The 24,394-nt window shown below is 68.0% G+C and carries 22 protein-coding genes; 9 read left to right on the top strand and 13 right to left on the bottom strand.

What is annotated here, in order from left to right:
* Window positions 1–153 precede the first annotated feature (153 nt).
* Window positions 154–3,039, top strand: coding sequence for a bifunctional YncE family protein/alkaline phosphatase family protein (locus U4Z31_RS13385; protein WP_321810566.1), 2,886 nt, complete (start codon window positions 154–156; stop codon window positions 3,037–3,039).
* Between the two features lie 131 nt (window positions 3,040–3,170).
* Here the strand turns inward: U4Z31_RS13385 and U4Z31_RS13390 are convergent, their stop codons facing one another.
* The 8 genes from U4Z31_RS13390 to U4Z31_RS13425 form a co-directional block, all read right to left on the bottom strand.
* Window positions 3,171–3,620 carry a GNAT family N-acetyltransferase gene (locus tag U4Z31_RS13390; RefSeq protein ID WP_321810567.1) on the bottom strand — a complete coding sequence of 150 codons (450 nt, stop codon included), beginning with the start codon at window positions 3,618–3,620 and terminating at the stop codon, window positions 3,171–3,173.
* A 67-nt stretch (window positions 3,621–3,687) separates the two neighbouring features.
* Window positions 3,688–4,644: a hypothetical protein gene (locus tag U4Z31_RS13395; RefSeq protein ID WP_321810568.1), complete on the bottom strand. Its 957-nt coding sequence runs from the start codon at window positions 4,642–4,644 to the stop codon at window positions 3,688–3,690.
* Between the two features lie 126 nt (window positions 4,645–4,770).
* Entirely contained in the window at window positions 4,771–5,727 is a 957-nt protein-coding gene (locus U4Z31_RS13400; protein ID WP_321810569.1) for an amidohydrolase family protein, read from the bottom strand.
* Complete coding sequence (locus U4Z31_RS13405; protein ID WP_044847506.1) at window positions 5,705–6,652, bottom strand: YncE family protein; 948 nt, start codon at window positions 6,650–6,652, stop codon at window positions 5,705–5,707. Before U4Z31_RS13405 ends, U4Z31_RS13400 begins: the two co-directional genes overlap by 23 nt.
* A gap of 57 nt (window positions 6,653–6,709) precedes the next feature.
* Window positions 6,710–8,002: an MFS transporter gene (locus U4Z31_RS13410; RefSeq protein WP_321810570.1), complete on the bottom strand. Its 1,293-nt coding sequence runs from the start codon at window positions 8,000–8,002 to the stop codon at window positions 6,710–6,712.
* Window positions 8,003–8,103: 101 nt separating this feature from the next.
* Window positions 8,104–9,021 carry a dihydrodipicolinate synthase family protein gene (locus U4Z31_RS13415; RefSeq protein ID WP_321810571.1) on the bottom strand — a complete coding sequence of 306 codons (918 nt, stop codon included), beginning with the start codon at window positions 9,019–9,021 and terminating at the stop codon, window positions 8,104–8,106.
* An 8-nt stretch (window positions 9,022–9,029) separates the two neighbouring features.
* A complete protein-coding gene (locus U4Z31_RS13420; protein WP_321810572.1) occupies window positions 9,030–10,202 on the bottom strand; it encodes an L-rhamnonate dehydratase in 1,173 nt (390 codons plus the stop codon).
* A 61-nt stretch (window positions 10,203–10,263) separates the two neighbouring features.
* Window positions 10,264–11,340, bottom strand: a complete 1,077-nt coding sequence (locus tag U4Z31_RS13425; protein ID WP_321810573.1) for a 4-hydroxythreonine-4-phosphate dehydrogenase PdxA — start codon at window positions 11,338–11,340, stop codon at window positions 10,264–10,266.
* 155 nt (window positions 11,341–11,495) lie between these two features.
* On the opposite strand from U4Z31_RS13425, the gene U4Z31_RS13430 reads away from it, so the two are divergent.
* On the top strand, window positions 11,496–12,440 hold the full coding sequence (locus tag U4Z31_RS13430; protein WP_321796073.1) for a LysR family transcriptional regulator: 945 nt from the start codon (window positions 11,496–11,498) through the stop codon (window positions 12,438–12,440).
* A gap of 146 nt (window positions 12,441–12,586) precedes the next feature.
* On the opposite strand, the gene U4Z31_RS13435 is transcribed toward U4Z31_RS13430, so the two are convergent.
* Window positions 12,587–13,870: an MFS transporter gene (locus U4Z31_RS13435; protein ID WP_321810574.1), complete on the bottom strand. Its 1,284-nt coding sequence runs from the start codon at window positions 13,868–13,870 to the stop codon at window positions 12,587–12,589.
* 86 nt (window positions 13,871–13,956) lie between these two features.
* Window positions 13,957–14,178, bottom strand: coding sequence for a hypothetical protein (locus U4Z31_RS13440; protein WP_321810575.1), 222 nt, complete (start codon window positions 14,176–14,178; stop codon window positions 13,957–13,959).
* On the opposite strand from U4Z31_RS13440, the gene U4Z31_RS13445 reads away from it, so the two are divergent.
* The gene (locus tag U4Z31_RS13445) at window positions 14,177–14,455 is read left to right on the top strand and encodes a hypothetical protein (RefSeq protein ID WP_321810576.1); all 279 of its coding nucleotides are present in this window, start codon (window positions 14,177–14,179) and stop codon (window positions 14,453–14,455) included. The two genes, U4Z31_RS13440 and U4Z31_RS13445, sit on opposite strands and share 2 nt — an antisense overlap.
* A 139-nt stretch (window positions 14,456–14,594) precedes the next feature.
* On the opposite strand, the gene U4Z31_RS13450 is transcribed toward U4Z31_RS13445, so the two are convergent.
* Window positions 14,595–14,750 carry a DUF3309 family protein gene (locus tag U4Z31_RS13450; protein WP_124520972.1) on the bottom strand — a complete coding sequence of 52 codons (156 nt, stop codon included), beginning with the start codon at window positions 14,748–14,750 and terminating at the stop codon, window positions 14,595–14,597.
* Between the two features lie 211 nt (window positions 14,751–14,961).
* Between U4Z31_RS13450 and U4Z31_RS13455 the strand changes: the two genes are divergently transcribed.
* The 6 genes from U4Z31_RS13455 to U4Z31_RS13480 all read left to right on the top strand — a co-directional run bounded on the left by U4Z31_RS13455 (window position 14,962) and on the right by U4Z31_RS13480 (window position 20,545).
* Window positions 14,962–15,636, top strand: coding sequence for a histidine phosphatase family protein (locus U4Z31_RS13455; protein ID WP_124667412.1), 675 nt, complete (start codon window positions 14,962–14,964; stop codon window positions 15,634–15,636).
* Window positions 15,637–15,656: 20 nt separating this feature from the next.
* Window positions 15,657–16,688 carry a phosphotransferase gene (locus tag U4Z31_RS13460; protein WP_321810577.1) on the top strand — a complete coding sequence of 344 codons (1,032 nt, stop codon included), beginning with the start codon at window positions 15,657–15,659 and terminating at the stop codon, window positions 16,686–16,688.
* Window positions 16,689–16,746: 58 nt separating this feature from the next.
* Complete coding sequence (locus U4Z31_RS13465; RefSeq protein ID WP_044848813.1) at window positions 16,747–17,511, top strand: SDR family oxidoreductase; 765 nt, start codon at window positions 16,747–16,749, stop codon at window positions 17,509–17,511.
* A 7-nt stretch (window positions 17,512–17,518) separates the two neighbouring features.
* Window positions 17,519–18,277, top strand: a complete 759-nt coding sequence (locus tag U4Z31_RS13470) for a glucose 1-dehydrogenase (protein WP_321810578.1) — start codon at window positions 17,519–17,521, stop codon at window positions 18,275–18,277.
* Between the two features lie 38 nt (window positions 18,278–18,315).
* On the top strand, window positions 18,316–19,560 hold the full coding sequence (locus tag U4Z31_RS13475; protein WP_321810579.1) for an acyl-CoA dehydrogenase family protein: 1,245 nt from the start codon (window positions 18,316–18,318) through the stop codon (window positions 19,558–19,560).
* A gap of 79 nt (window positions 19,561–19,639) precedes the next feature.
* Window positions 19,640–20,545, top strand: coding sequence for a LysR family transcriptional regulator (locus U4Z31_RS13480; RefSeq protein ID WP_321810580.1), 906 nt, complete (start codon window positions 19,640–19,642; stop codon window positions 20,543–20,545).
* A gap of 45 nt (window positions 20,546–20,590) precedes the next feature.
* Here U4Z31_RS13480 and U4Z31_RS13485 read toward each other — a convergent pair whose 3' ends face one another.
* Both U4Z31_RS13485 and U4Z31_RS13490 read right to left on the bottom strand, forming a co-directional pair.
* Complete coding sequence (locus U4Z31_RS13485; protein ID WP_321810581.1) at window positions 20,591–21,718, bottom strand: molecular chaperone DnaJ; 1,128 nt, start codon at window positions 21,716–21,718, stop codon at window positions 20,591–20,593.
* Window positions 21,719–21,842: 124 nt separating this feature from the next.
* A complete protein-coding gene (locus U4Z31_RS13490; RefSeq protein ID WP_321810582.1) occupies window positions 21,843–24,209 on the bottom strand; it encodes a DNA polymerase II in 2,367 nt (788 codons plus the stop codon).
* Between the last annotated feature and the right edge of the window lie 185 nt (window positions 24,210–24,394).

Consider the following 24,394-nt stretch of genomic DNA (forward strand, 5'->3'; position numbering starts at 1 on the left):
GCGGCGATGTAATGCCGGCACGTCGGCGATCGTCGACGCAATGCACTCGATCGATTGGCAAAGGCCCTCGCCACCGCGCGACACGGGCAGACAACGCCAGGATCATGCCGGACACGTCAGACGGTAATCGCCCCATCAGTACAGAGGATTCCTATGAAAAATAGCCAGGTCAAGCGCGCGCTCCGGCTCGGAGCCGTCATGTCGGCCGTGTTGCTTGCGTCGCACGCGCATGCGGACGGTTTCGACGCAGCCGATGCCGCCCGCGTGCCGAGCGGTCAGTTCGTCACGCCGCTCGCCGTGCGCGGCGCAGTCCAGCAATTCCTGAATCCCGGGCTGCCGGCCTATCCGCATTTCGTCGCGGGAGAAGCCGTGCGCTCGCAACTGAGCCCGGACGGCAAGACGCTGGCGATCATCACCGCCGGCCAGAACTCGCTGTACAAGCCGGACGGTTCGGTCGACACCGCGGCCTCGACGCAATTCATCTTCCTGTACGACGTCGCGGGCGCGAACAAGACGCGCCCGGTGCTCAGGCAGGTGCTTCAGCAGACCAACGCGTTCGTCGGCCTGGCGTTTTCGCATGACGGGAGCACGCTCTATGCGACCGGCGGCAGCGACGATGCGGTCTACGTCTACGCGCAGCAGGGCGGCGCGTGGGCGCTGTCGACGACGATCGCGCTCGGCCACGCCGGCAAGGGCGTCGGCATTCGCGTGCAGCCGAACGCGGCCGGGCTCGCGCTGTCGGCCGACGGCAGGACGCTCGTCGTCGCGAACAACTACAACGACTCGATCAGCGTGATCGATACCGCGACCCGCAACGTGCGCTACGAGCACGACCTGCGGCCGTTCTTCTCCGGCAACGAAGGCCGCAGCGGCGATGCCGGCGGCACGTTCCCGTTCGCGGTCGCGATGAAGGGCAACGGTATCGCGTACGTGTCGTCGGATCGCGATCGCGAGATCGTCGCGATCGACGTGTCGTCGCCGTCCCGCGGCCGCCTGCTCAAGCGCATCAAGCTGGACGGCAATGCGCTCGGCATGACGCTCGACGCGTCGCAATCGAGGCTGTTCGTCGCGCAGGACAACGCCGACCAGGTCGCGGTGATCGATACGAACACCAACGCGGTCGTGACCCGGATCGACGCGCGCGCGCCGGCCGGCGTGCTGGCGCACGGCCAGGCGCACACGGGCGCGGCGACGTACGCGGTCACGCTGTCGCGCGATGGCCGCACGCTGTATGCGACCAATGCCGGCGCGAACGAAATCGCCGTGATCCCGCTCGTCGGCGAGCGCGCGTATCGCGTCACCGGCCTGATTCCGACCGCGTTCGAGCCGCACGACGTGACGTTCAGCGCCGACGGCACGTGGATGTACGTGGTGAACGGCAAGAGCACCACCGGCCCGAACCCCGACCACCTGTTCGGCGCGACGCCCGCGCAGGCCGCCGCGTCGCGCGCGTCGAACGAATACCAGTTCCAGCTCGAGCGCGCGTCGCTCGTGAGCGCGCCGGTGCCGGCGGCCCACGAGTTGCCGACGCTGACGCAGCAGGCCGCGCGCAACAACTTCTATCGCCCGGAAGACAACGACAGGGACAACGAAGTGATGGGCTTCCTGCGCCGTCACATCAAGCACGTGATCTACGTCGTGAAGGAGAACCGCACGTTCGACCAGGTGCTCGGCGACATCGGCAACGGCGCCAACGGCGATCCGAAGCTCGCCCAGTTCGGCCGGAACATCACGCCGAACTTCCATCGCCTGGCGAGCCAGTTCGTGACGCTCGACAACTTCATGAACCCGGGCGACGGCAGCATGGACGGCTGGTCGTGGGCGCTGCAGGGGCGCGTCACCAACACCGAGACGATCACCCAGCAGATCAACTACGCGGCGGTCAATCGCGGCCTGTCGTACGAGAGCGAAGGCACGAACCGCAACGTGCCGGTGAACTGGGAGACGGTGCAGCAGCGCGATGCGGCGGCCGGCCCGGCCGGCACCACGAACTACAGCAACGCGGCCGCCGCCCTGCCGGGCGGCGCGGCGAACCTGCTGCCCGGCACCGGCAACCATGCGTCGTCCGACGCGCCGTTCGGCCGCCAGCGCGGCTACATCTTCGACGCGGTGCTGGCCGGCGGCGGCACGGTACGCAACTACGGTTTCCTCGTGAACAACATCGGCAGCATCGGCACGGCCGCGAACCCGATCGTCGATCCGCACGCGGCCGGCGTCGTCCAGGCCGCGGCGCTCGACCCGCGGCTCGCGTCGATGACGGACGTGTATTTCCGCGGGTTCGACCAGAACTATCCGGACCAGTGGCGCCTCGACGAGTGGAAACGCGAGTTCGACCAGTACGTCGCGGGCGGCAACCTGCCGACACTGTCGCTGGTGCGCCTGTCGCACGATCACATGGGGGCTTTCGGTACGGCGCTCGCCGGCGTGAACACGCCGGAGACGCAGCAGGCGGACAACGACCTGGCGGTCGGCCGGCTGGTCGAAGCCGTCGCGAAAAGCCCGTATGCGAACGACACGCTGATCGTCGTGACCGAGGACGACGTGCAGGACGGCCCCGACCACGTGGATTCGCATCGCGGGCCCGCGTACATCGTCGGGCCGTACGTGAAGCAGGGCGCGGTGATCCGGACGCGCTACAGCCAGGTCAATGCGCTGCGCACCATCGAGGACGTGCTCGGCACGCAGCACATGAACCTGAATACCGCGTACCAGCGGCCGATGACCGACGTGTTCGACGTGCACGGCCCGGCGTCGTGGACCTACACGGCCGTGGCGTCGACGGCGCTGAAGGGCACCGGGCTGCGCCTGGCCGACGGGGCGGGCGAGAACCTGCTGCATTACGCGGCCGGGCCGGACGTCACGCCGAAGCATGACGCGGCGTACTGGGCGAAGGTGACGGCGAAGTTCGACTTCGACGATGCCGACGAGGTGCCGGCGGATCAGTTCAACCGCGTGTTGTGGAAGGGCATGATGGGATCGCAGCCGTATCCGAAGCTCAGGGGCGTGACGCAGAAGGTGGCGAGCCGCGACGACGACTGATCGTCCGGCTGGACGGTCTGCAAGTGGGCCCTCCCGGCGGGAGGGCCCGTGTTTTTTGCGAGGTGTGCGGCGGGGGGCTGCGTCGGCGGCATTCGGTGCGCCACGTGAGTGGCTGGCCGGGCCGCGCGGCGTCATGCGTGCCATATCAGGTTCGCGCTGCTGTCCGTTTCGGAAAGGAGCCGGAACCCGAGCCGCTCGTAGAGGCGCCGAGCCGGGTTGCCGTGCAGCACGCTGAGCGATACGGGCACGGGCTCGCGCGCGGCTTCGCTCAGCAGTTCGCGCAGCACGGCTTCGCCGATGCCTCGGCCTTGTCGCGACGGGAGAATCTGGATCTGGTGGACGTGCCATTCGCCGGCGGCGCGCGTCACCTTCAGCAAGCCGATCGAGTCGGCATCGGCGTTCGTGCCTTCGCAGACGATCATCGCATCGTCGAAATTCGCCACGATGCGCTGGTGGTGCGCTGCGTCGTCGGTGGGTGCGCCGACGCGTTGCAGATGCTCGGTCATCGTGAGCCGGCGCAGCCTCAGCAGGAACGGCAGGTCGGCGGCAGACGCCGGGCGCAGGCGGATCGCAGGGGGCATGGTCGGAGCGCGTTCGAGAGCGGGTTCGATGGCATGCAGCGCATGATTCACGAGCGCGGCATGCCGGTCAAAGGCCGGGCAACTGGATTTGCCGCGCGGCCGGACGATGCTCGAGGACGTTCGTGACCTCGTATTCGGTCTTGGCTCCGTCGGCGGTCTGCCACTGCTGTACGCGCACGCTGCAGACGAGTACGTCGCCCTTGCTGAAGCTGATCTGGTTGTTGTCCACGCGCGTCAGGAAATTCGCATCGGTGATCGCGGCGTGGATCGTGGCGGCACCGTCGTAGAGACGCCATTTGTTGTCGTCCTTGAACCCGAGCGACACGATCGAAAACGCCATCTTGCGATGCTCGTCGAGGATCGGTACGTTGGCTTGCTCGGGTACGCGGAACCAGTCGACCTCGTCCCGGGTGACGGTCTCGAACACGTCCGTGTCGGTGCCGGCCGAGAAAATCGTCACGCCGTCGCGCGAAAGCGGCATGAGCGCACGGGTGGTCGCCTCCCGGACACTCACGTCCCGCAGCAGGGTGAGGACGGACAGTTCGATCTCGAGCGTTTCGCCATCGACGTGCAGCACGGCGGTGCGTTCGTTCATCCGAACGCGCTGGATCGGGCGGCCGCGTAACCACTTGAGTACCGCGAACAGGCCCTTTCCGACTTTCGGACCGGCAATGCCGAGCGCGGTCAGAATCGTGACGGCATTGGCGAGTGCCGCGCCTTCGCTGCCGCTCAGCATGTCGTGCATTCTGCCGAGGAGCGAGGTCGCGAGCGTGAAGTCGATGCCGAAGCTGCCGGTCTTGAAGCTGCCCCGGACGTTCACCTGTGGCCGAACCTGGTCTCCGCAGAGCGCCTTGGCCGAGGCCTCGAGCAAGTCGCCGACGGCGAGAAGGGCGGGGGCGAGTTCCCGCACGTCCATTTCGGACGATTCGAGTGCCGGCCCGTCATAGGTAATGCGAAAGTGGCTCATGTCGCCAAGTGTACCGGCCGCGGCGAAGCCGGCCGTGTTTCCGTTGCGGTTGATCATGCCGGATGGGTTGACTCGAAAGGCCATCGACGCGCGAAGCGCAATGCTTTCGTATACCTTTCGAATCATCCTGCGGTCAACCGGATACGTACGATTCCGGCCATCCGGCCGATGCGTCAAGCCCGCTCACGCGATCCGGTACACACGCATCGCGTTGTCATGCCAGATCGCGCGGCGCGCCGCATCGTCGAGGTCTGCCATCGCGCGAGCGAACGTGCGCAGCAGCGCCGGATACGACACCCGCAACCCCGCCACCGGAAAATTGCTCGCGAACAGGCAGCGCTGCCAGCCGAATATCGCGATCGTGTCGCGGATGATCCGCGCGTTGTCCGCGTCGTTCCACGCCGCATCGCGCAAGCCGAGTTCGGAGATCTTGACGGTCACGCGCGGCGAAGCGGCGAGCGCTTCCATGCCGCTGCGCCAGCGCGCGAGCCCCGCGCTTGAGCGGTCCCACGGCAGCCCGGCATGTTCGAGCACGACGTCGACGCCGGGCGCGTCGGCCAGCAGCGCGGCCGCGTCGCCGAGATGCCAGAACGGCACGCGCAGGTCCCAGCTCAGGCCATGCGCGGCCAGGCGTTCCAGCGCGGCCGGCCAGCGCGGGTCGCGCAGCGTGCCGGGCCCGTCGACGGCCGCGTCCGGCGACGCAGCGGTGCGCGGCTTGAACCGCACGCCGCGCACGCGCGGCCATGCGGCCTGTTCGGCGAGCCGCTCGTGCGCGTCGCCGGCCAGCAGGTCGACCCACGCGACGACGGCCGACGGCAACCCGTGCGCGGCCGCGACCTCGTGCAGCCAGCGCGTCTCCGCGAGCGCCTCGTCGCGCGCCCGTTCGGCCTCGACGTGCACGCTCGCGACGAGCGGCGCGCGTTGCGCGGCGTGCCGGTAGTCGTCCACGCCGAAATCGCGGCACAGCGCCGCGTAGTCGCCGAACATGAAGTGCGCCGGATCGTACCGGTCCTGCAGCCACGGGTAGTGCGCGCCCGCGCCGAGCTGCCAAAGGTGGTGATGCGCGTCGACGAGCGCCGCCGGCATCGCGTCGGGCGGCGGTGCGTCGTCGCGCCGCTCAGCGCGTGCCGGCGAGCACATACGACGCATCCGGTTCGCGCAGCGTCGGCAATGCACCGACGAACCGCCACGCATCGAGATCGAGTTCGCGCACGTAGTCGTCCTGGAACGACACGTACGCGACGCGCCGCGACGGATGGAACGACAGCGCGGTCGGGTTCGCGGGCAGCGCGACGCGTTCGATTTCCTCCAGCTGCCGCGCATCGAACACCGAGATCGACCGCTCGCCGGAATTGGTCAGCAGCAGCAGGTCGCGGCCGTCCGGCGCGGTGGTGCGGTAGATGCGGTTGGGATCGCTGCGGGTCTTCACGCGGCGGCCGCAGGTCATCGTGTCGGTGTCGATCTCGACGAGCGTGTCGTCGCCGCGATTCGCGACGAACAGCGTGCGCTCGTCGCTCGACAGCGCATTGCCTTCGGGACGCGGGCCGGGCATCACCGCACGCGGCGCGACGGTGGCGTCGCGCGGATGGAATTGCGTGACCGTGTTCGACAGCAGGTGCACGCCGTACGCGCGGCTCGCATCGCGCGTGAGCGTCACGAGGTGCGTCTTCACGCCGCCGGACGGTACGGCCATGTTCGGCACGGCCTGCCGGGTCGGCGCGTCGAACACGAGCAGCATGTCGTGCGCCTCGCTCATCGCGTACAGCCGGCCGTCGCGATCGGCCGCCATCCCGTGCGGCCGGTAGTACGGCCACAGGTCGAGCATGCGCGTGTGCGTGCGCTCGACGAGATCGATCTCGGCGATCCGGTGATCGCCTTCATGGCCGCGCGACCACGCGGTCTCGATCCCGAAGATGCCGACGTACGCGAAGCGGTCGTTCACGTCGACGGTGAACTCGTGCGGGAAGTTCGGCAGCACGATGTGCTTGAGCGCGGCTTTCGTTTCGAGGTCGTAGAAGCTGAAGGTGTGGGCGCATTTCTGCACCAGCAACAGGATGTCGTTCATGGTGTGTCTCCGTTGATTCGTTCGCGTGTCCGCGCGTCGGTGTCGGTGCGTGTCCGGTCAGTCTTCGCAGCGCCTGGGCAGCGTCAGCGCGAGCAGGCCGGCCACCGCGAGCGTGACGGCGAGGCTGTACACGCCGGCGGCCGCGCTCACGTGCTGGGTCAGCACGCCGACCGCATACGGGCCGCAGAAGCCGCCGAGGTTGCCGAGCGCGTTGATCAGGCCGCGCGCGCTGCCGGCCGTCTCGACGCTGCACAGCTTCGGCGGAATCGCCCAGAACACGCCGGCCGCCGCCTGCAGGAAGAAGCCGCAGCCGATCAGGAACGCGAACGACACGATCATCGACCCATGCGTGAGCACCGACAGCGCGAGGCACGCGGCAAAGCCGACGAGCGGCAGCAGCACGAACAGGCGCCGCTTGCCGGTCCGGTCCGACAAATACGACGTGGCGAACATCCCGATCACCATCGCGACATACGGCAGCATCGCGAGCAGGCCGACCTTGCCCATCCCGCCGTGCGTGAGGTTTTTCAGCAGCGTCGGCAACCACATCGTATAGCCGTAGATGCCGACCTGATAGCAGAAGTTGATCGCGATCAGCAGCCAGATCGTCGGGTTGCGCAGTATCGCGCCGAACGACGCGGCGGCCGGCGTGCCGGCGGCCTGCTTGCGCGCCTGTTCGTCGCGCAGCGCGTCGAGGATGTACGCCTTCTCGCGCGGCGACACCCAGCGCGCGGTTTCCGGGCTGTCGTCGGCGAACATCAGCCACGCGAACAGGCAAAGCAGCGACAGCGCGCCGGCGCTGTAGAACAGGTGACGCCAGTCGTATGCAGCGAGGATGAAGCCGGACAGCGGCGCGGTGATCATGCCGGCGAGCGGCACGAACATGATGACCATCGCGTTCGCGCGGCCGCGTTCGCGGTCGGGAAACCAGTGGCTGACCATCGTCAGCACGACCGGCAGCATCCCGCCTTCCGCCACGCCGAGCAGGAAGCGCAGCGCCAAAAGTTGCCACGTATGGGCGACGAGCCCGGTCAGCACCGACAGCACGGCCCAGCTCACGAGCGACCACGCGATGAACTTCTTGCCGCTGCCGAGCGCGGCGCGCCGGCCGCCCGGAATCTGCAGGAACAGGTAGCCGAAGAAGAAGATGCCGCCGGCGAGGCCGGCCATCGTCGCGTTCATGCCGAGTTCGGCGTTCATCCCGCCCGGCATCGCGAACGCGATGTTCACGCGGTCCATGTACGAAACGATGCAGGCGAGCAGCAGCGGCGGAATCACGCGCAGCCAGCGGCGGCGCGGAATGGCATCGCCGGCTTCATAGGCCGGGGTGGCGGGGTTCAGCAGAGTCATGGTGTCTCCGATCCATGTGATGAGCGGCGGCGGCCTTCTGTCGGGCCGCCGTCACGCCGATGCGCAACGCAACGCGCGTTGCGGGTGGTACGAAACGATGGCTAGCGGCCCCAGCGCAGCACGAGCGGATCGAGCCGCCGTGCCGCGTCGAGCAGGCCTGCACGCACCTGCGGATGCAGTTCGGGCCAGGGGGCGCGCGGCCGGTCGCACGCGATCACGCCGCCTTCCTTCAGCAGCGCCTTCGCGGTCAGGAAGCCCGACTGGCGGTTCTCGTAGTTGATCAGCGGCAGCCAGCGCGCGTATTGCTCGCACGCTTCGTCGCGGTGTCCGGCGAAATACGCGTCGGTGATGCGGCGGATGCCGTCCGGATAACCGCCGCCCGTCATCGCGCCGGTCGCGCCGGCATCGAGGTCGGCGAGCAGCGTGATGCCTTCCTCGCCGTCCCACGGCCCTTCGATCGCGTCGCCGCCGAGCGCGATCAGCTCGCGCAGCTTCGACGCGGCGCCGGGCGTCTCGATCTTGAAGTACGACACGGCGTCGATCTCGCGCGCGAGCGTCGCGAGCAGCGACGCCGGCAGCGCGACGCCGCTCGCGGGCGCGTCCTGGATCATCAGCGGAATGTCGAGGCCGTCGGCGACTTCGCGGAAGAACGCGCGGATCGAGGCGTCGGGCACGCGGAACGTCGCGCCGTGGTACGGCGGCATCACCATCACCATCGCGGCGCCGAGTGCCTGCGCCTGACGGTTGCGTTCCGCGCAGATTCGCGCGCTGAAGTGCGACGTCGTGACGATCACCGGCACGCGGCCGGCGACGTGCTCGAGCGTCGTGCGCGTGATGAGGTCGCGTTCGTCGTCGCCGAGCGCGAACTGCTCCGAGTAGTTCGCGTGGATGCAGATGCCTTGCGAGCCGGCATCGATCATGAAGTCGAGGCAACGGCGCTGGCCGTCGAGGTCGAGCGCGCCGTGCGCGTCGAAGATCGTCGGCGCGACCGGAAAGACGCCCTGGTAGCGTGCGTGCATGGCCGGCCTCACTCGACGATGTCGAACTGGTCGAGGAACTCGGTCTTCAGCGTGAGACCGAGGCCCGGGACGTCGTCGCGCAGCTGCAGGAAGCCGTTCTCGGCCACCGGCTCGCCATCGAAGATGTAATAGAACAGCTCGTTGCCGACTTCCACGTCGAACATCGGGAAGTACTCGCTCATCGGCGACGCGAGCGTGCTCATCGTCAGGTGATAGTTGTGCATCTGGCCCGCATGCGGAATCACCGGCACGCTGTACGCCTCGCACAGCGCGTTGATCTTGTGCGCCATCGTGATCCCGCCGACGCGGTTCGTGTCGTACTGCACGACCGACACGGCCTTGCGGTCGAGCAGCTGCTTGAAGCCGTACAGCGAGAACTCGTGCTCGCCGCCCGAGATTGGAATGCTCGTCAGCCGGTTCAGCTCCGCGTAGCCGTCGATGTCGTCGGCGATCACCGGTTCCTCGAGCCAGCGCGGCTGGTACTTCTCGAGCTTCGGCAGGATGCGCTTCGCATACTCGAGGTTCCAGCCCATGTAGCACTCGAGCATCAGGTCGTTGTCGTAGCCGATCACCTCGCGGATCGCCGCGACCGACTTCAGGTTCTCCACCACGCCCTGCTGGCCGTGCGCGGGCCCGTAGCCGAAGCGCATCTTGAACGCGCGGAAGCCTTCCTTCAGGTATTGCTGCGCTTCCTCCTGCATCGCCTTCAGGTCGGTGCGGTAGAGCTTCGAGTAGTAGCAGGGGATCCGCTCCTTGGTGCGGCCGCCGAGCAGCTTGAACACCGGCTTGCCGACGCTCTTGCCGAGGATGTCCCAGATCGCGATGTCGACCGCCGAGATTGCCGCCATGCCGATGCCCTTGCGGCCCCATGCGTGGGTCGCGCGGTACATCCGCTGGTTCAGGTACTCGTAGTCCCACGGGTCCTGGCCGATCACGAGCGGCGCGAGGTACTGGTCGATGATCGCCTTCGCGACGTGCGGCGCGAGCGCGACGTTGCCGAGGCCGACGATGCCGTCGTCGGTCTCGACTTCCACGACCGTCCACGCATGGAAGCGGAACGTGCTCATGGTTTCCTGCGGCGCGTACAGCAGGTCCATCGCGTTCGAGCAGAAGTTGCCCTGCGGCGGAACGGTCTTGCCTTTCCACTGGAATACGCGGGTGCGCACGGAGCGGATCTTCATGTTGGTGTCTCCTGGAATCGATGTTGTCGTGTGTGTGTCGTGTGCGGCTGGCGCGCGAGCGTCACGCCGAAACGGTGCGGGTGCGGCGCGCGGCGCCCATGCGGCAGGCGATCTGCAGCGCCTGCCAGGTCGCGCCGACGTCCGCCGTGCCGCGGCCCGCGATGTCGTACGCGGTGCCGTGCGCGGGCGTCGTGATCGGCACGGGCAGCCCGCCCTGCACGGTCACGCCGCGCGAGAAGCCGAGCAGCTTGATCGCGATCTGCCCCTGGTCGTGGTACATCGTGACGATCGCCTGGTAGTCGCCGGCCTGCGCCTTCAGGAAGATCGTGTCGGCGGGGAACGGGCCGTGGAACGGCGCGTCGGTCGGCCAGTCGCGCGACTGCAGCTTGCGCACGGCCGGCTCGATGATGTCGACTTCCTCGCGGCCGCAGCTGCCGCCGTCGCCGCCGTGCGGGTTGAACGCGGCGATCGCGACCTTCGGCGCCGCGACGCCGTTCGCGAGCAGCGACCGGTAGATCAGTTCGGATGCCTGTTCGATTCGCTCGATGCTCAGCTGGGCCGCCGCATCCTTCAGCGGAATATGCGACGAGATGCGCGCGGTCCACAGCTCGCCGAGCGTGTTGAATTCGCAGAAGTAGCCGGTCACGCCGAGCGCGGCGGCGAAGTGGTGCAGCTCGTCGTCGTGCCGGAGCCCGCCGAGCTTCATCGCGTACTTGTTCAGCGGCGCGAAGCAGATCGCGTCGATGTCGCCGGCGAGCGCGGCGTCGAGGCACCGGTCGAGCACGGTCAGCGTCGAGCGGCCGCCGGCCGCGCCGGGCTGGCCGACGGTGACCTGCGCGCGATCGATCGTGTCGAGCGCGACGAACGCGGCGCGCGCGGTGGACGGCCGGCCGCGCACGGCGGCGAGCGATGCGACGGGTTCGACGTCGACCGTCACGCCGGCGACGCGCTGGCCGGCTTCCCACAGCCAGCGGTCGCCGATCAGCACGAGGTTCGCGCGGGACGTCGCGTCGGGCCGCGCGAGCAGTTTCGCGATCAGTTCGGCGCCGATGCCGGCGGGGTCGCCGAGGGTCAGCGCGACGACGGGCAGTGAAGCGGCGGGCAGTGCAGCGGCGGGCACGGCGGCGGCGGTCGTCATGCGGCGTCTCCGTGGCGGGCGGCGGGCGGTTGCATGTTCATGCGGTGTCTCCGGTGGCGGCGTGTGGCCGTTGGTGTATGGGGTTCATGCTAGGTAGACGGAATGAGTCGGTAAATTGAAAACTCTTGATGAATCGATAACCTGGAGTAATCGAAATGGGCTCGATCGATCGACGAGACTCGACTCCCCAATTACTGAACCGGCTGCGGATGCGGCAGATCGCGCTGCTGCTCGCGGTGGATGAATGCTCGACGCTGCGCGCGGCCGCCGGGCAGCTCGGCCTCACGCAGCCGGCCGCGACGAAGATGCTGGCCGAACTGGAAAGCGCGCTCGGCCAGCGCCTCTTCGATCGCGTCGGGCGCGGGCTCGTGCTGAACCCGGCCGGCGAGCGCGTGCTCGGCTATTTCCGCGGGATTCGCGGCAGCATGGAGGCGCTCAATCGCGAGCTCGGCGAGCTGCAGCTCGGCAGCGCGGGGCGGCTCGCGATCGGCAGCATCATGGCGGCGTCGCCGGGGCGGCTCACCGAGGCGCTGGTGCAGCTGAAGGCGCGCTATCCGCTGCTGGCGATCGACATCGCGGTCGATACCAGCGACCGGCTGATGCCGCAGTTGCGCGAGGGCGTGCTCGAGGTGGTGATCGGCCGCAACGTCGGCACCGATTGCGACTTCCGCGTGGTGGACGACGAGGCGCTCGCGATCATCGCGGGCCGCGACCATCCGCTCGCGGGCGCGGGGCCGGTCGAATTCGACGCGCTGCTCGACTACACGTGGATCCTGCAGCCGGCCGGCAGTCCGGCGCGCGAGGTGGTCGAGCGCGAGTTCCGCGCGCGTCACCAGCCGATGCCGCGCGGGCTCGTCGAAACGGGGTCGATCCTGACGACGATGAACCTCGTCGACCGTTCGCGGATGCTCGGCGTGATTCCGTTGACCGTCGCGCAGCGCAACGCGGAGCACGGGCTGGTTGCGATCCTCGATTACGAACTCGACCAGAAGCTGCCGTCGTATGGCAGCCTCGTGCGGCGTGATCGGCCGCTGAGCATTCCGGCGCAGCAGTTTCTGGCGCTGTTCCATCGGGAAGGCGGCCAGGGCGCGGGCGATTGATGGAAGGCGGGGCGGCTACGTTGCGGCGTCACGCACCGGCGAGCTTCGCTCGCGGTGCGTGATGACGGCGATCAGGGCAGGTCGGGACAATCCACGCCGAGCCGGACCAAGCCAAATACCGCGCGGCGCACCGCCGCCACCCCGCTTCAGCGTGCCGACGGCGCGGCCGGCGCTTCGGCGAGCGACGGCGTCGATGCCGACAACGCGCGATCCGGCCGGATCCGCAGCGCGGCGACGATGCCGATCACGAGCATCGCGACCGACCCGACGAACGGCACCGTCCAGCTTCCGGTGTGGTCGACGAGATAGCCGAACAGGATCGGCGACAGGATCCCCGCGATTGCGGAACCCGCATTCATCATCCCGCTCGCGATGCCCGCGTGCGTCGGCGCGATGTCGCTCGGCACGGCCCAGATCGGCCCGATCGTCAGTTCGAGGCACAGGAACGACCCGGACAGGCACAGCGCGATGCCGGCCGTCGAATGCACGAACGCGAGCGGCAGCATGCAGGCGAGCGCGCCGGTGAAGCTCGCGACGATCACGCTCTGGCGCGACAGCGCGAGGTTGCCGGTCTTGCGGTAGATGCGGTCGCACAGCCAGCCGCCGAGCGTGTCGCCGACGACGCCCGCGAAGAACACGCCGGACGCGAACAGCGCGGTGGACTTCAGGTCGAGGCCCTTGCCGTTCAGGAAGAACGTCGGCAGCCACGTGAAGAACAGCCAGGCGGTCCAGCCGTAGCAGAAGTACACGAAGATCGTCGGCGCCATCCGGCGGAACAGCGGGCCCCACGGCGTCGGACCCGGTGCCGGCCGGGCGGCGGCAGCGGCGCGCGTACGGCTGTCGCCGTCGCCGCCGTCGCCGACCGGATACTCGCGAAAGCCGACGATCCACCACACGAGCCACACCAGCGTCACCGCGCCGATCACGAAGAACGCCGCGCGCCACGACAGCCACGTCATCAGCGCGGCGACGATCGGCGGCGTGACCGCGTTGCCGAGCCGCGAGAACGAATGCGTGAAGCCCTGCACGACGCCGCGCCGTTCGCGCGTGAACCAGTGCGTGATCGCGCGGGCCTGCGCGGGCAGCGTCGCGCCTTCGCCGATCCCGAGCAGCAGGCGCGCGGCGAACAGCAGCGCGAGGCTGTGCACAAGCCCGGTCATGAAGGTCGACGCGACCCAGATCAGCCCGCAGCCGATCAGCGTGATGCGGGCGCCGAAGCGGTCGGCGATCCAGCCGCCGAAGATCTGGCAGATCGCGTACGAATACGCGAACGCGGAGAACGCGATGCCGAGTTCGGTGTTCGACAGCCCGAGTTCGGCCTTGATCGCGCCGGCCGCGGTCGCGAGGTTCACGCGGTCGACGTAGAGGATGAACGAAAGCGCGCACAGCAGCCACAGCGTGTGGCGTCGTTGACGGTGATCGGTCGGCATGTGTCTCACTCCATTCTCGTGCGCGTCGTTGCAATGACGCCGCGTTCACTGGCCGGGCCAGCATCGCGCGCCGGAGGAGGCATCGTCTACTGAATCTTTTCGATCAATTGATAACCTGCGGTGTTCGGTTTCGCCGCGTGCGGGTGCCGGCTCGGGGCGCCGTGCGGGTTTTCCACGAACGGTTGCGGCATGATGCGGGACGGCCGCGCACGGACACGACGCACGGCATGGGTCGAACGTGTTTCGACGCCGGTGCCGTCATGATGCAGTGACGCGGCGCAATCGCACAGTCGGGAATGGACGGACATGGAACAACGACTTTCACGCCACCGGGACAACCGCGTCTGGCAACTCCAGCCGGTGAAATGGTGGATCCAGGGGCACGGCCGCGACGGCTATTCGTTCCGGCTGCTGCTGATGCCGCTGGTTGCCGCGTTCGTGCTCGAGTTCGTGTGCGTGATGCTCGACGCGCCGTTCAGCGCGCTCATCGTGATTGGTGTGATGACGCTGTTCCTCGGAATCGCCGGGTATTACGGCGCGAAGCGCGAATGGCTGGTGCCGTCCGGCCGCCGCGCGCGCTCGTGAAGGCGCGTACCAAGCAGGCGGCCCAGCGATCTATCGGCTCGCCATTGCCGGCTTGGCGTTCATCGCAGGCGTTTGTAAAGAAGCCACGGCGCGCGGACCGAACGACGCGTGCCTGTTGAACCGGCACGCGTCGTCACACTCAGATGTGGCCCAGCAGCACGAGTATCACGACGACGACGACGATCAGCCCGAGAGAGCCCGATGGCCAGTAGCCCCAGCTTCGGCTGTGCGGCCACGCTGGAAATGCCCCGATCAGCAGCAGAATCAGAACGATGATAAGGATTGTACCGAGCATCGCGCCCCTCCTGAATTTGTTCGACATGACGGTGCCTGCTGGCGCAATTCCCGTGCCGCAGTGCACGGCCGTCGGCGCAACCCGGCGAAAGCGCACTGTTTGGATACCGGAAATTCATGGGATGAATAGCGTCCGATTCAGAAAATAAATTTCAAAAATGCGGACCCGGTCGCTATGCTGATCCTTCGGTTTCATTCAGGCGGAACAGGCAATGGCTGAACTCTTTCTGGTACGGCACGGACAGGCGTCGTTCGGCACGGACGACTACGACCGGCTGTCCGCCGCGGGCGAGCAGCAGGGCGTCTGGCTCGGCGAATACTTCGCGCGGCAGGGCCTGACGTTCGACCGCGTGATCTGCGGCACGATGAACCGGCATGCGCAGACGGTCGCCGCGATCCTGCGCGGAATGGGCCGCGACGGCGTGGCGGTCGACCGCCATCCCGGCCTGAACGAATACGACTTCCACGGGCTGTTCGCGGCGGCGGCGAACGACTATCCGGAGATCGCGCGGCTCGCAGCCGGCTCGATGAAGGAGCACTTTCGCGCGCTGCGGCAGGTGCTGCACCTGTGGGCCGACGACAGGCTCGGCGACACCGCCCCCGAAACCTGGGCGCATTTCCAGCAGCGCGTCGCCGACGCGCGCGCTGCGATCCGCGGCGGCGGCAGCCAGCGCGTGCTCGCGGTGAGCTCCGGCGGCCCGATCGCGGTGACCGTGCAGCAGGTGCTCGCCGCACCGCCGTCGAGCGCGATCGCGCTGAACCTGCAGATCCGCAACAGCAGTCTTTCGCAGTTTTTCTTCAACGCCGAAGCGTTCCACCTCGCGTCGTTCAACGGCATCCCGCATCTCGAGGATCCCGAACGGCACACGTGGCGCACCTACGGCTGACCCCACGAACGATCGCGACGATGACGAATCCTTCCCAGCCCCTCGACGTAGCCCGCCTCACGCGCTATCTGGAAGCGCACGTGCCGGGTTTCGAAGGCCCGCTCGACATGGAGAAGTTTGCCGGCGGCCAGTCGAACCCGACCTTCCTGCTGCACGCGAAGAGCGGCCGCTACGTGCTGCGCCGCCAGCCGCCCGGCGAGTTGCTGAAATCCGCGCATGCGGTCGACCGCGAATTCCGCGTGCTGAGTGCGCTGTCGGGCACCGCGGTGCCGGTCGCGCATCCGTATCACCTCTGCGAAGACCGCGACGTGATCGGCAGCCTGTTCTACGTGATGAGCTTCGAGGACGGCCGGATCTTCTGGGATCCGGCGCTGCCGGAGCTGCCGAAGGCCGAGCGCGCGACCTGCTACGACGCGCTGCTGCGCACGATGGCCGCGCTGCACGACGTGGACGTCGACGCGGTGGGCCTTGCCGACTACGGCCGCCCCGGCAACTACTTCGAGCGCCAGATCGGCGTCTGGACGAAGCAGTATCGCGCGGCGGAAACCGAGCGCCTCGACGCGATGGAGACGCTGATCGACTGGCTGCCGAAGGCGTGCCCGGCGGACACCGGCCGGCCCGCGCTGGTGCACGGCGATTTGCGGATCGACAACCTGATGTTCGCGCGCGACGGCTATCGCGTGCAGGCCGTGCTCGACTGGGAACTGTCGACGCTCGGCAACCCGCTCGCCGATCTCGCGTATTTCTGCATGTGCCTGCGGCTGCCGTCGGGCGGCCAGGTGCGCGGGCTCGCGGGCCAGGATCGCGCGGAACTCGGCATTCCTGACGAAGCGGCGATCGTCGCGCGCTATTGCGAGTTGCGCGGCATCGAGCCGATCCGCGACTGGCATTTCTATCTCGCGTTCAGTTTCTTCCGGCTCGCGGCGATCGCGCAGGGCGTGAAGGCGCGCGCGCTGCAGGGCAACGCGTCGAGCGAGCAGGCGCTGCGCGTCGGCGCGATGGCCGGCCGGCTGGCCGAGATGGCCGTCGACGTGATCGGCGCGCAGCGCTGACCGCGACGGAAGCGCCGCGCGGCGGCACGACAACACATCAATGGAGGAGCACAGCAACATGGCAACGAATCTGTTCGACCTGACGGGCAAGATCGCGCTGGTGACGGGCGCGAGCCGCGGCATCGGCGAGGAAATCGCGAAGCTGCTCGCGCAGCAGGGCGCGCACGTGATCGTGTCGAGCCGCAAGCTCGACGACTGCCAGGCGGTGGCGGACGAAATCGTCGCGGCGGGCGGCCGCGCCGAAGCGCTGGCGTGCCACGTCGGGCGGCTGGAGGACATCGCCGCGACGTTCGAGACGATCCGCGGCAAGCACGGCCGGCTCGACATCCTCGTGAACAACGCGGCGGCGAATCCGTATTTCGGGCACATCCTCGACACCGATCTCGCCGCGTACGAAAAGACCGTCGACGTGAACATCCGCGGCTACTTCTTCATGTCGGTCGAGGCCGGCAAGCTGATGAAGGCGCAGGGCGGCGGCGCGATCGTCAACACCGCGTCGGTGAATGCGCTGCAGCCGGGCGACCGGCAAGGCATCTACTCGATCACGAAGGCCGCGGTCGTCAACATGACGAAGGCGTTCGCGAAGGAGTGCGGGCCGTTCGGCATCCGCGTGAACGCGCTGCTGCCGGGCCTCACCAAGACGAAGTTCGCGGGCGCGCTGTTCGCCGACAAGGACATCTACGAAACCTGGATGACGAAGATCCCGCTGCGCCGCCACGCGGAGCCGCGCGAGATGGCCGGCACGGTGCTGTATCTCGTGTCCGATGCGGCGAGCTACACGAACGGCGAATGCATCGTCGTCGACGGCGGCCTGACGATCTGAGCGCGCGATGAAAATCGACAGCTATGCCGGGCAGAGCGTGATGATCACCGGCGCCGCGAGCGGCTTCGGTGCGCTGCTCGCGAGCGAGCTGGCCGCGATGGGCGCGCGGCTCGCGCTCGGCGACCTGAACGAAGCGGCGCTCGAACGTGTGGCCGCGGGGCTGCGCGCAGCCGGCGCCGACGTGATCGCGCAGCGCTGCGACGTGCGCGTCGAAGCCGACGTCGCGTTGCTGGTCCAGGCGGCGGTCGCGGGCTTCGAACGGCTCGACGTCGGCATCAACAATGCCGGCATCGCCCCGCCGATGAAGGCGCTGATCGATACCGACGAAGCCGATCTCGACCTGAGCTTCGCGGTGAACGCGAAGGGCGTGTTCTTCGCGATGAAGCACCAGATTCGCCAGATGCTCGCGCAGCGCGAAGGCGTGATCCTGAACGTCGCGTCGATGGCCGGGCTCGGCGGCGCGCCGAAGCTGGCCGCCTATGCGGCGTCGAAACACGCGGTGGTCGGGCTCACCAAGACGGCCGCGCTTGAATACGCGCGCCACGGCATTCGCGTGAACGCGGTGTGCCCGTTCTACAGCGCGACGCCGATGGTCACCGACAGCGACCTCGGCGGGCGCCAGGACTTTCTCGCGCAGGGCTCGCCGATGAAGCGGCTCGGCCGCCCCGAGGAAATCGTCGCGACGATGCTCACGCTGTGCGCGAAGGAAAACACCTATCTGACCGGGCAGGCCGTCGCCGTCGACGGCGGTGTCTCGGCCTTCTGAACCGAACGAACGGAAACCGGAATCTCGAGGAGTCGATCATGGACTTTGGCTACACCCCGAAAGTGGAAGAACTGCGCGAACGCGTGCGCGCGTTCATCGACGCGCACATCGTGCCGCGCATTCGTCAGTGGAACGAAGAAGTGCATGCGGGGCAGTATCCCGTGTCGTTCATGGAGGCGCTGAAGGAGCGCGCGAAGGCCGAAGGCCTGTGGAACCTGTTCCTGCCGCACCTGAAGGCCGACGAGCCCGGCACGGCCCTGACGAACCTCGAATACGCGCCGCTCGCCGAGATCATGGGGCGCGTGAGCTGGGCGTCGGAGGTGTTCAACTGCAACGCGCCGGACACCGGCAACATGGAACTGCTGCACATGTTCGCGACGCCCGAGCAGCGCGAACAGTGGCTGCTGCCGCTCTTGCGCGGCGAGATCCGTTCGGCGTTCGCGATGACGGAGCCCGACGTCGCATCGTCGGACGCGACCAACATCACGACACGCATCGAGCGCGTGGGCGACGAGTACGTGATCAACGGCCGCAAGTGGTTCATCACGAACGCCGCGCACCCGAACTGCAAGATCTTCATCGTGATGGGCAAGACCGATCCCGAAGCGGAGTCGCACCAGCAGCAGAGCATGATCCTCGTGCCGCGCGACACGCCGGGCGTGACGATCGTGCGCAACATCACGGTGGTCAATCACTACGCGCCCGAAGGGCACTGCGAGATCACGTTCGACAACGTGCGCGTGCCGGCGCGCAACCTGCTCGGCGAGGAAGGCAGCGGCTTCGCGCTCGCGCAGGCGCGCCTCGGGCCGGGCCGCATCCACCACTGCATGCGTTCGATCGGCGCGGCCGAGCTCGCGCTGGAACTGATGATCGACCGCGCGCAGTCGCGCGAGGCGTTCGGCAAGCCGCTGAACCGGCACGGCACGATCGGCGAATGGATCGCGCGTTCGCGCATCGAGATCGACCAGGCGCGCCTCCTGGTGCTGAAGGCCGCGTGGATGATCGACAAGGTCGGCGCGAAGGCGGCGCGCAAGGAAATCTCGATGATCAAGGCGCTCGTGCCGACCGTCTACACGAACGTGTGCGACCGCGCGATGCAGGTGTTCGGCGCGGCGGGCCTGAGCCCCGACACGCCGCTCGCCGACCTGTGGACCTGGGGCCGCGCGCTGCGCTTCGCCGACGGTCCGGACGAGGTGCACCTGCAGGCGATCGCGCGCATGGAGATCAAGGACGCCGTGCGCGGCTCGACCGAACCGTACCTGACGCGGCCGCCGCGCGGCTGAGCGGCGCACCGCGCGAGCCAGCGACGTGGGCGAACGGGAGACGCACGCCGTATTAAGATGCCGGCAAGGAGATCCGGCGATGCGCCTTTCGAAGATTGATCTGAACCTGTTCGTCGTATTCGAGGCGATCTACAACAAGCGCAACCTGACGCGCGCGGCCGAGGTGCTGAACCTCACGCAGCCGGCCGTCAGCAACGCGCTGGCGCGGCTGCGCAAGACGCTGAACGATCCGCTGTTCGTCAGCACGCCGGCCGGGATGATGCCGACGCCGCTGGCCGAGAACATCGTCGGCCGCGTGCGCGAGGCGCTGCAGCTGCTCGATTCGAGCGCGCACGAAGGCGACGTGTTCGACCCCGCTTCGTCCGAGCGCGTGTTCCGGTTGAGCATGAGCGACCTGACCGAAGCGCTGCTGCTGCCCGCGCTCGGCGAACTGCTGCAGACGCATGCGCCCGGCATGCACGTGCGCAGCTACACGATGGACCGCCGCGAAGTGGCGACCGCGCTCGCGAACGGTTCCGTCGACATCGCGATCGACGCGCCGCTGATCGGCGACCCGCACCTGCACCAGGCGCTGCTCGTGCGTGACCGCTACGCGTGCATGATCCGCGACGACCACCCGTTCAAGGGCGACACGCTGACCCTGGACGACTACCTGTCGATGGGGCACATCCACGTGTCGAGCCGCCGCAAGGGCAGCGGGCACGTCGATGCCGAACTGACGCGGCTCGGGCTGCGCCGCAACATCCAGATGCGCGTGCAGCACTACATGGTCGCGCCGCTGATCGCGATGCGCGGCGACCTCGCGCTGACGGCGCCGCTGCGGCTGCTGCAGCGCTACCCCGCGCGGATTCTCGAACTGCCGTTCGAGATGCCGGGGCTCGAATATTTCTGCTACTGGCATCGCAGCGCCGATCAGGATCAGGGCAGCCAGTGGCTGCGCGAGCAGCTGATGATGCTGATGGGCGGGATCGGCGAGTCGCCGTGATGTGATGACGCGTGCGCGCCGCGCGCCGTCCCGCGCCGGCTTCGCTCAAAACGAATCGTCGTCGAAGCGCGACGATACCGGCCGGCGTTTCATGTCCTTCAACCAGTCCCTGACGTAGTCCGGATCCTCGAACTCGCGCAGCGCGATGGTCAGGTCCTGATTGCCGCGCTGCATGCCGGCGATGTCGCGCGCGAGCATGCGGATCACGGTATCGGGCGCGATCTTGACGGACGACGCGATGCCGTAAGTACGCCGGAAATCGTTCTCGACGTGCCGGATCTCCTGATCGAGCTCGCGCAGCTGTTCCTCCAGGATGCCGTTGTAGCGCGTGAGCCGTGCTTCGCTCAGGCCGTCGATCGCGCGTCGGTCGATCTGTTCGATCTCCAGCTGCAGTTCGAGCAGTTGCAGCAGATTGCCTTTTGCATACGCGTGGTTGACCCGCTGCATCAGCACGGTCTTGTGCTGCTGTTCCTGCGGATCGGTTTCGCGATCGGGATGCAGCGCGCTGGCCAGCTTGCGATAGATCTCGCGGATCGACTTGCTCGATTCGGCCTGCTCGGCCTCGCGCTTCGCCTGCGCGGCCGACTGCTTCGGCGCCTTCTTGCGCTTCGCGCGCTGGGCCTCGCGGGCCGCGTGAGCGGCCATGTCTCGCTCGAACTGGGCGTCGAGTTCGGCCTGCATCCGCTCGGCGAGCTCGTCGGGTGACAGCGTGTCGAGGTCGTCGGCCGGTTCCGTGGCGGGCATCGGCTTCGGCTCCCGCTTCATCGGCTCGGGATCGGCCACGGCGCTGCCGGCGTCGTCGGATGCGCGATGGCGGTTGTAAATGACCTTCAGCGCCGCGTCGTCGCTGACGTTCAGCAAGTCGCGCGCCATGTCGGCGATCAGGTCGGACAGCATGCGCTGCTCGGCCTTGCTCAGGCCCTTCTGCAGGAACGCGTCGTCGAGCAGATGGATCAGCCTGATCCGCAGCGCGGTCGCTTCCTGTTCGAGCGGCAACAGTCCGTCGACGAATTTCTTCTGGAAGGCCGGCGTGACGGCTTCCCATGCGCCCAGACGCTCGCGCCGCTTTTCGATGTGCTTGACGAGCGTATTGAAGGTTTGCTGGGCTTTGGACAGGCTGGCTGTCTCGTGACCGGGCGCGATGGCGACCGCGGCACCGCGACGTGCGGTCATGATGAAGGTCCTCCGGCCGCGGCGGGAGGCGCGGCAGGCCGGTATTTTAGCCGGCATCGCCGGGTCCGGTGGCGAGACGGTCGGCGCGGGCAGCCGCGCTCGCCGCGCATCGCTAGACGGTTACTCAGAACAATTGCCCCTGCCCGGAAATCACGCGTTCGAAATCGTCGCGCAGGAACGGCAGGATCGCATCGGCGACCGGCTGCAGCTGGCGGCTCACGTAGAACGCGTAGTCGATCGGCGAGCGCATCGTTTCGAGCGGTTCGGGGCCGGCCGTCGTCATCACGTAGCTGATCCAGCCGCCGCGCTGATACTGCAGCGGCCGGCCGCGCGCCTGGTTGAATTCGTCGGCGATCCGCGCGGCGCGCACGTGCGGCGGCACGTTGCGCTGATATTCGCTCAACGGCCGGCGCACGCGCTTGCGATAGATCAGTTGCGCGTCGTATTCGCCGGCGAGCGTGCGCCGCACGTAGTCGCGAATGAAATCCTGGTACGGCTCGCGCTTGAACACCCGCCGGTAGAGTTCGCGCTGGAATGCCTGCGCGAGCGGCGTCCAGTCGGTGCGCACCGTTTCGAGCCCCTTGAACACGAGGTCCTCGCCGCCGTCCGCCGCGCGCGCGAGGCCCGCATAGCGCTTCTTGCTGCCTTCTTCCGCGCCGCGCACGGTCGGCATCAGGAAGCGCCGGTAATGCCGCTCGTACTGCAGTTCGAGCGCGCTTTCGAGCCCGAAGCGATCGCGCAGGTGCGCCTGCCACCAGCGGTTCACGTGCTCGACGAGCGCGCGGCCCTTCGCGCCGGCCGCGTCGTCGTCGTGTTCGCGCCCGAGCCACACGAAGGTCGAATCGGTATCGCCGTAGATGACTTCGTAACCCTGCGCCTCGATCAGCTCGCGCGTGCGGTGCATGATCTCGTGGCCGCGCATCGTGATCGACGACGCGAGGCGCGGATCGAAGAACCGGCAGCCCGTCGAGCCGAGCACGCCGTAGAACGAATTCATGATGATCTTCAGCGCCTGCGACAACGGCGCGTTGCGCTGGCGTTTCGCTTCGTCGCGGCCTTCCGACACGCGCCGCACGATGTCGGGCAGGCAATGCGCGGTGCGCGAGAAGCGCGCGCCGAGAAAGCCGGGCACCGACGTGTCGTCGCCCGGATGCGCGAGCCCTTCGATCAGCCCGGCCGGATCGATCAGGAACGTGCGGATGATCGACGGATAAAGGCTCTTGTAGTCGAACACGAGCACCGAGTCGTACAGGCCGGGTCGCGAATCCATCACGAAGCCGCCGGGGCTGTTCTGGCCGGTCACGTCGCCGAGGTTCGGCGCGACGTAGCCGAGCCGGTGCATGCGCGGCAGGTACAGGTGCGTGAACGCGGCGACCGAGCCGCCGGTGCGATCGGCCGCGAGGCCCGTGACGGTCGCGCGTTCGAGCGCGAAGGACAGCAGGTCGGCCTTGTCGAAGATGCGCGTGACGAGTTCGCAGTCCTTCAGGTTGTAGTGCGCGAGCGCGGGCTTGTCGTGATCGAAGCGGCGCTGGATCTCGTCCATCCGCTGATACGGATTGTCGATCGACTTGCCTTCGCCGAGCAGCGACTGCGATACGTATTCGAGGCTGAACGACGGGAACGTCCACGTCGCCGATTTCAGCATGTCGATGCCGTCGAGGATCAGGCGGCCGGCCGCGCCCGCGAAGAAATGGTCGGGCTGCTGCCCGTGCGCGCGCCACTCGAGCACGCTGCCGCCGCGCCCGAGCTTCAGCGGCACGCCGTATTGCTCCGCGTGTGCATGCAGGATGCGCAGGTCGAACTGCACGAGGTTCCAGCCGATCACCGCATCGGGATCGTGTTCGTCGAACCAGTCGTTGAGCCGCGCAAGCATGTCGGGCCGGCTGTCGCAGTAGTCGAGCTTGAAGCCCGCGGCGCGCGCGTCGCCGTTCGGCGGGCCGAGCATGTAGACCTGCCGCTGCCCGCAGCCTTCGAGCGCGATCGAATACAGCTCGCCGTGGACGCTCGTCTCGATGTCGAGCGATACGCAGCGCAGCGCGGGACGATAGCCGGTCGCGGGCTTCAGTTCGCCGTCGGTCAGCGTGCCGTCGCGGCCGGCCGTGCCGCGAAACTGCACGGGCGCCGTGATGAAGCGCTCCATCGTATAGCGGTCGGGCGGCTGCACGTCGGCTTCGTAGACGTCGACGCCGGCCGCGGCGAGGCGTTTCTGGAGTCCGGACAAATGGCGGTAGCGGCGGCAGTAGAGGCCGGCCACCGCGCGCTGGCGGAAGTCGCGCAGCGCGAGCGGGCGCAGTTCGGCATCGCGCTCGCCGGCCAGCGTGCGTTCGGCGAGCGCCCGCTGCTCGGCCGGCACGAACGCGACGGCTTCCTGCGGGCGCAGCCGCACGCGGCGCGGACCGTGTTCGGTTGCCAGCCAGAACTCGATCTCGATGCCGGACGCGGTGTCCCGCCAGTGGCGGGTGAGGATGAAACCCTGCTCGAACGCAGTCAAAACACTTGCTCGTCGTGGATGCCCAGGCGGCGGATTTTAGCGCTTCTCGCGCGGTTCCCGCCGAAGCGGCGCCGCTGGCATCGGGTGGCAGGACGCGGCGCCGGATCCGCCACGTGGTGCGCGTTGCATCGACCGAGTGAAGCAATCGGCGTCGCGCGCAGGCCGGATGACGTTCGGGCGGTACG

Origin of the sequence: Burkholderia sp. BCC1985 (genome assembly GCF_905339915.1) — a bacterium.
Classification (GTDB): domain Bacteria; phylum Pseudomonadota; class Gammaproteobacteria; order Burkholderiales; family Burkholderiaceae; genus Burkholderia.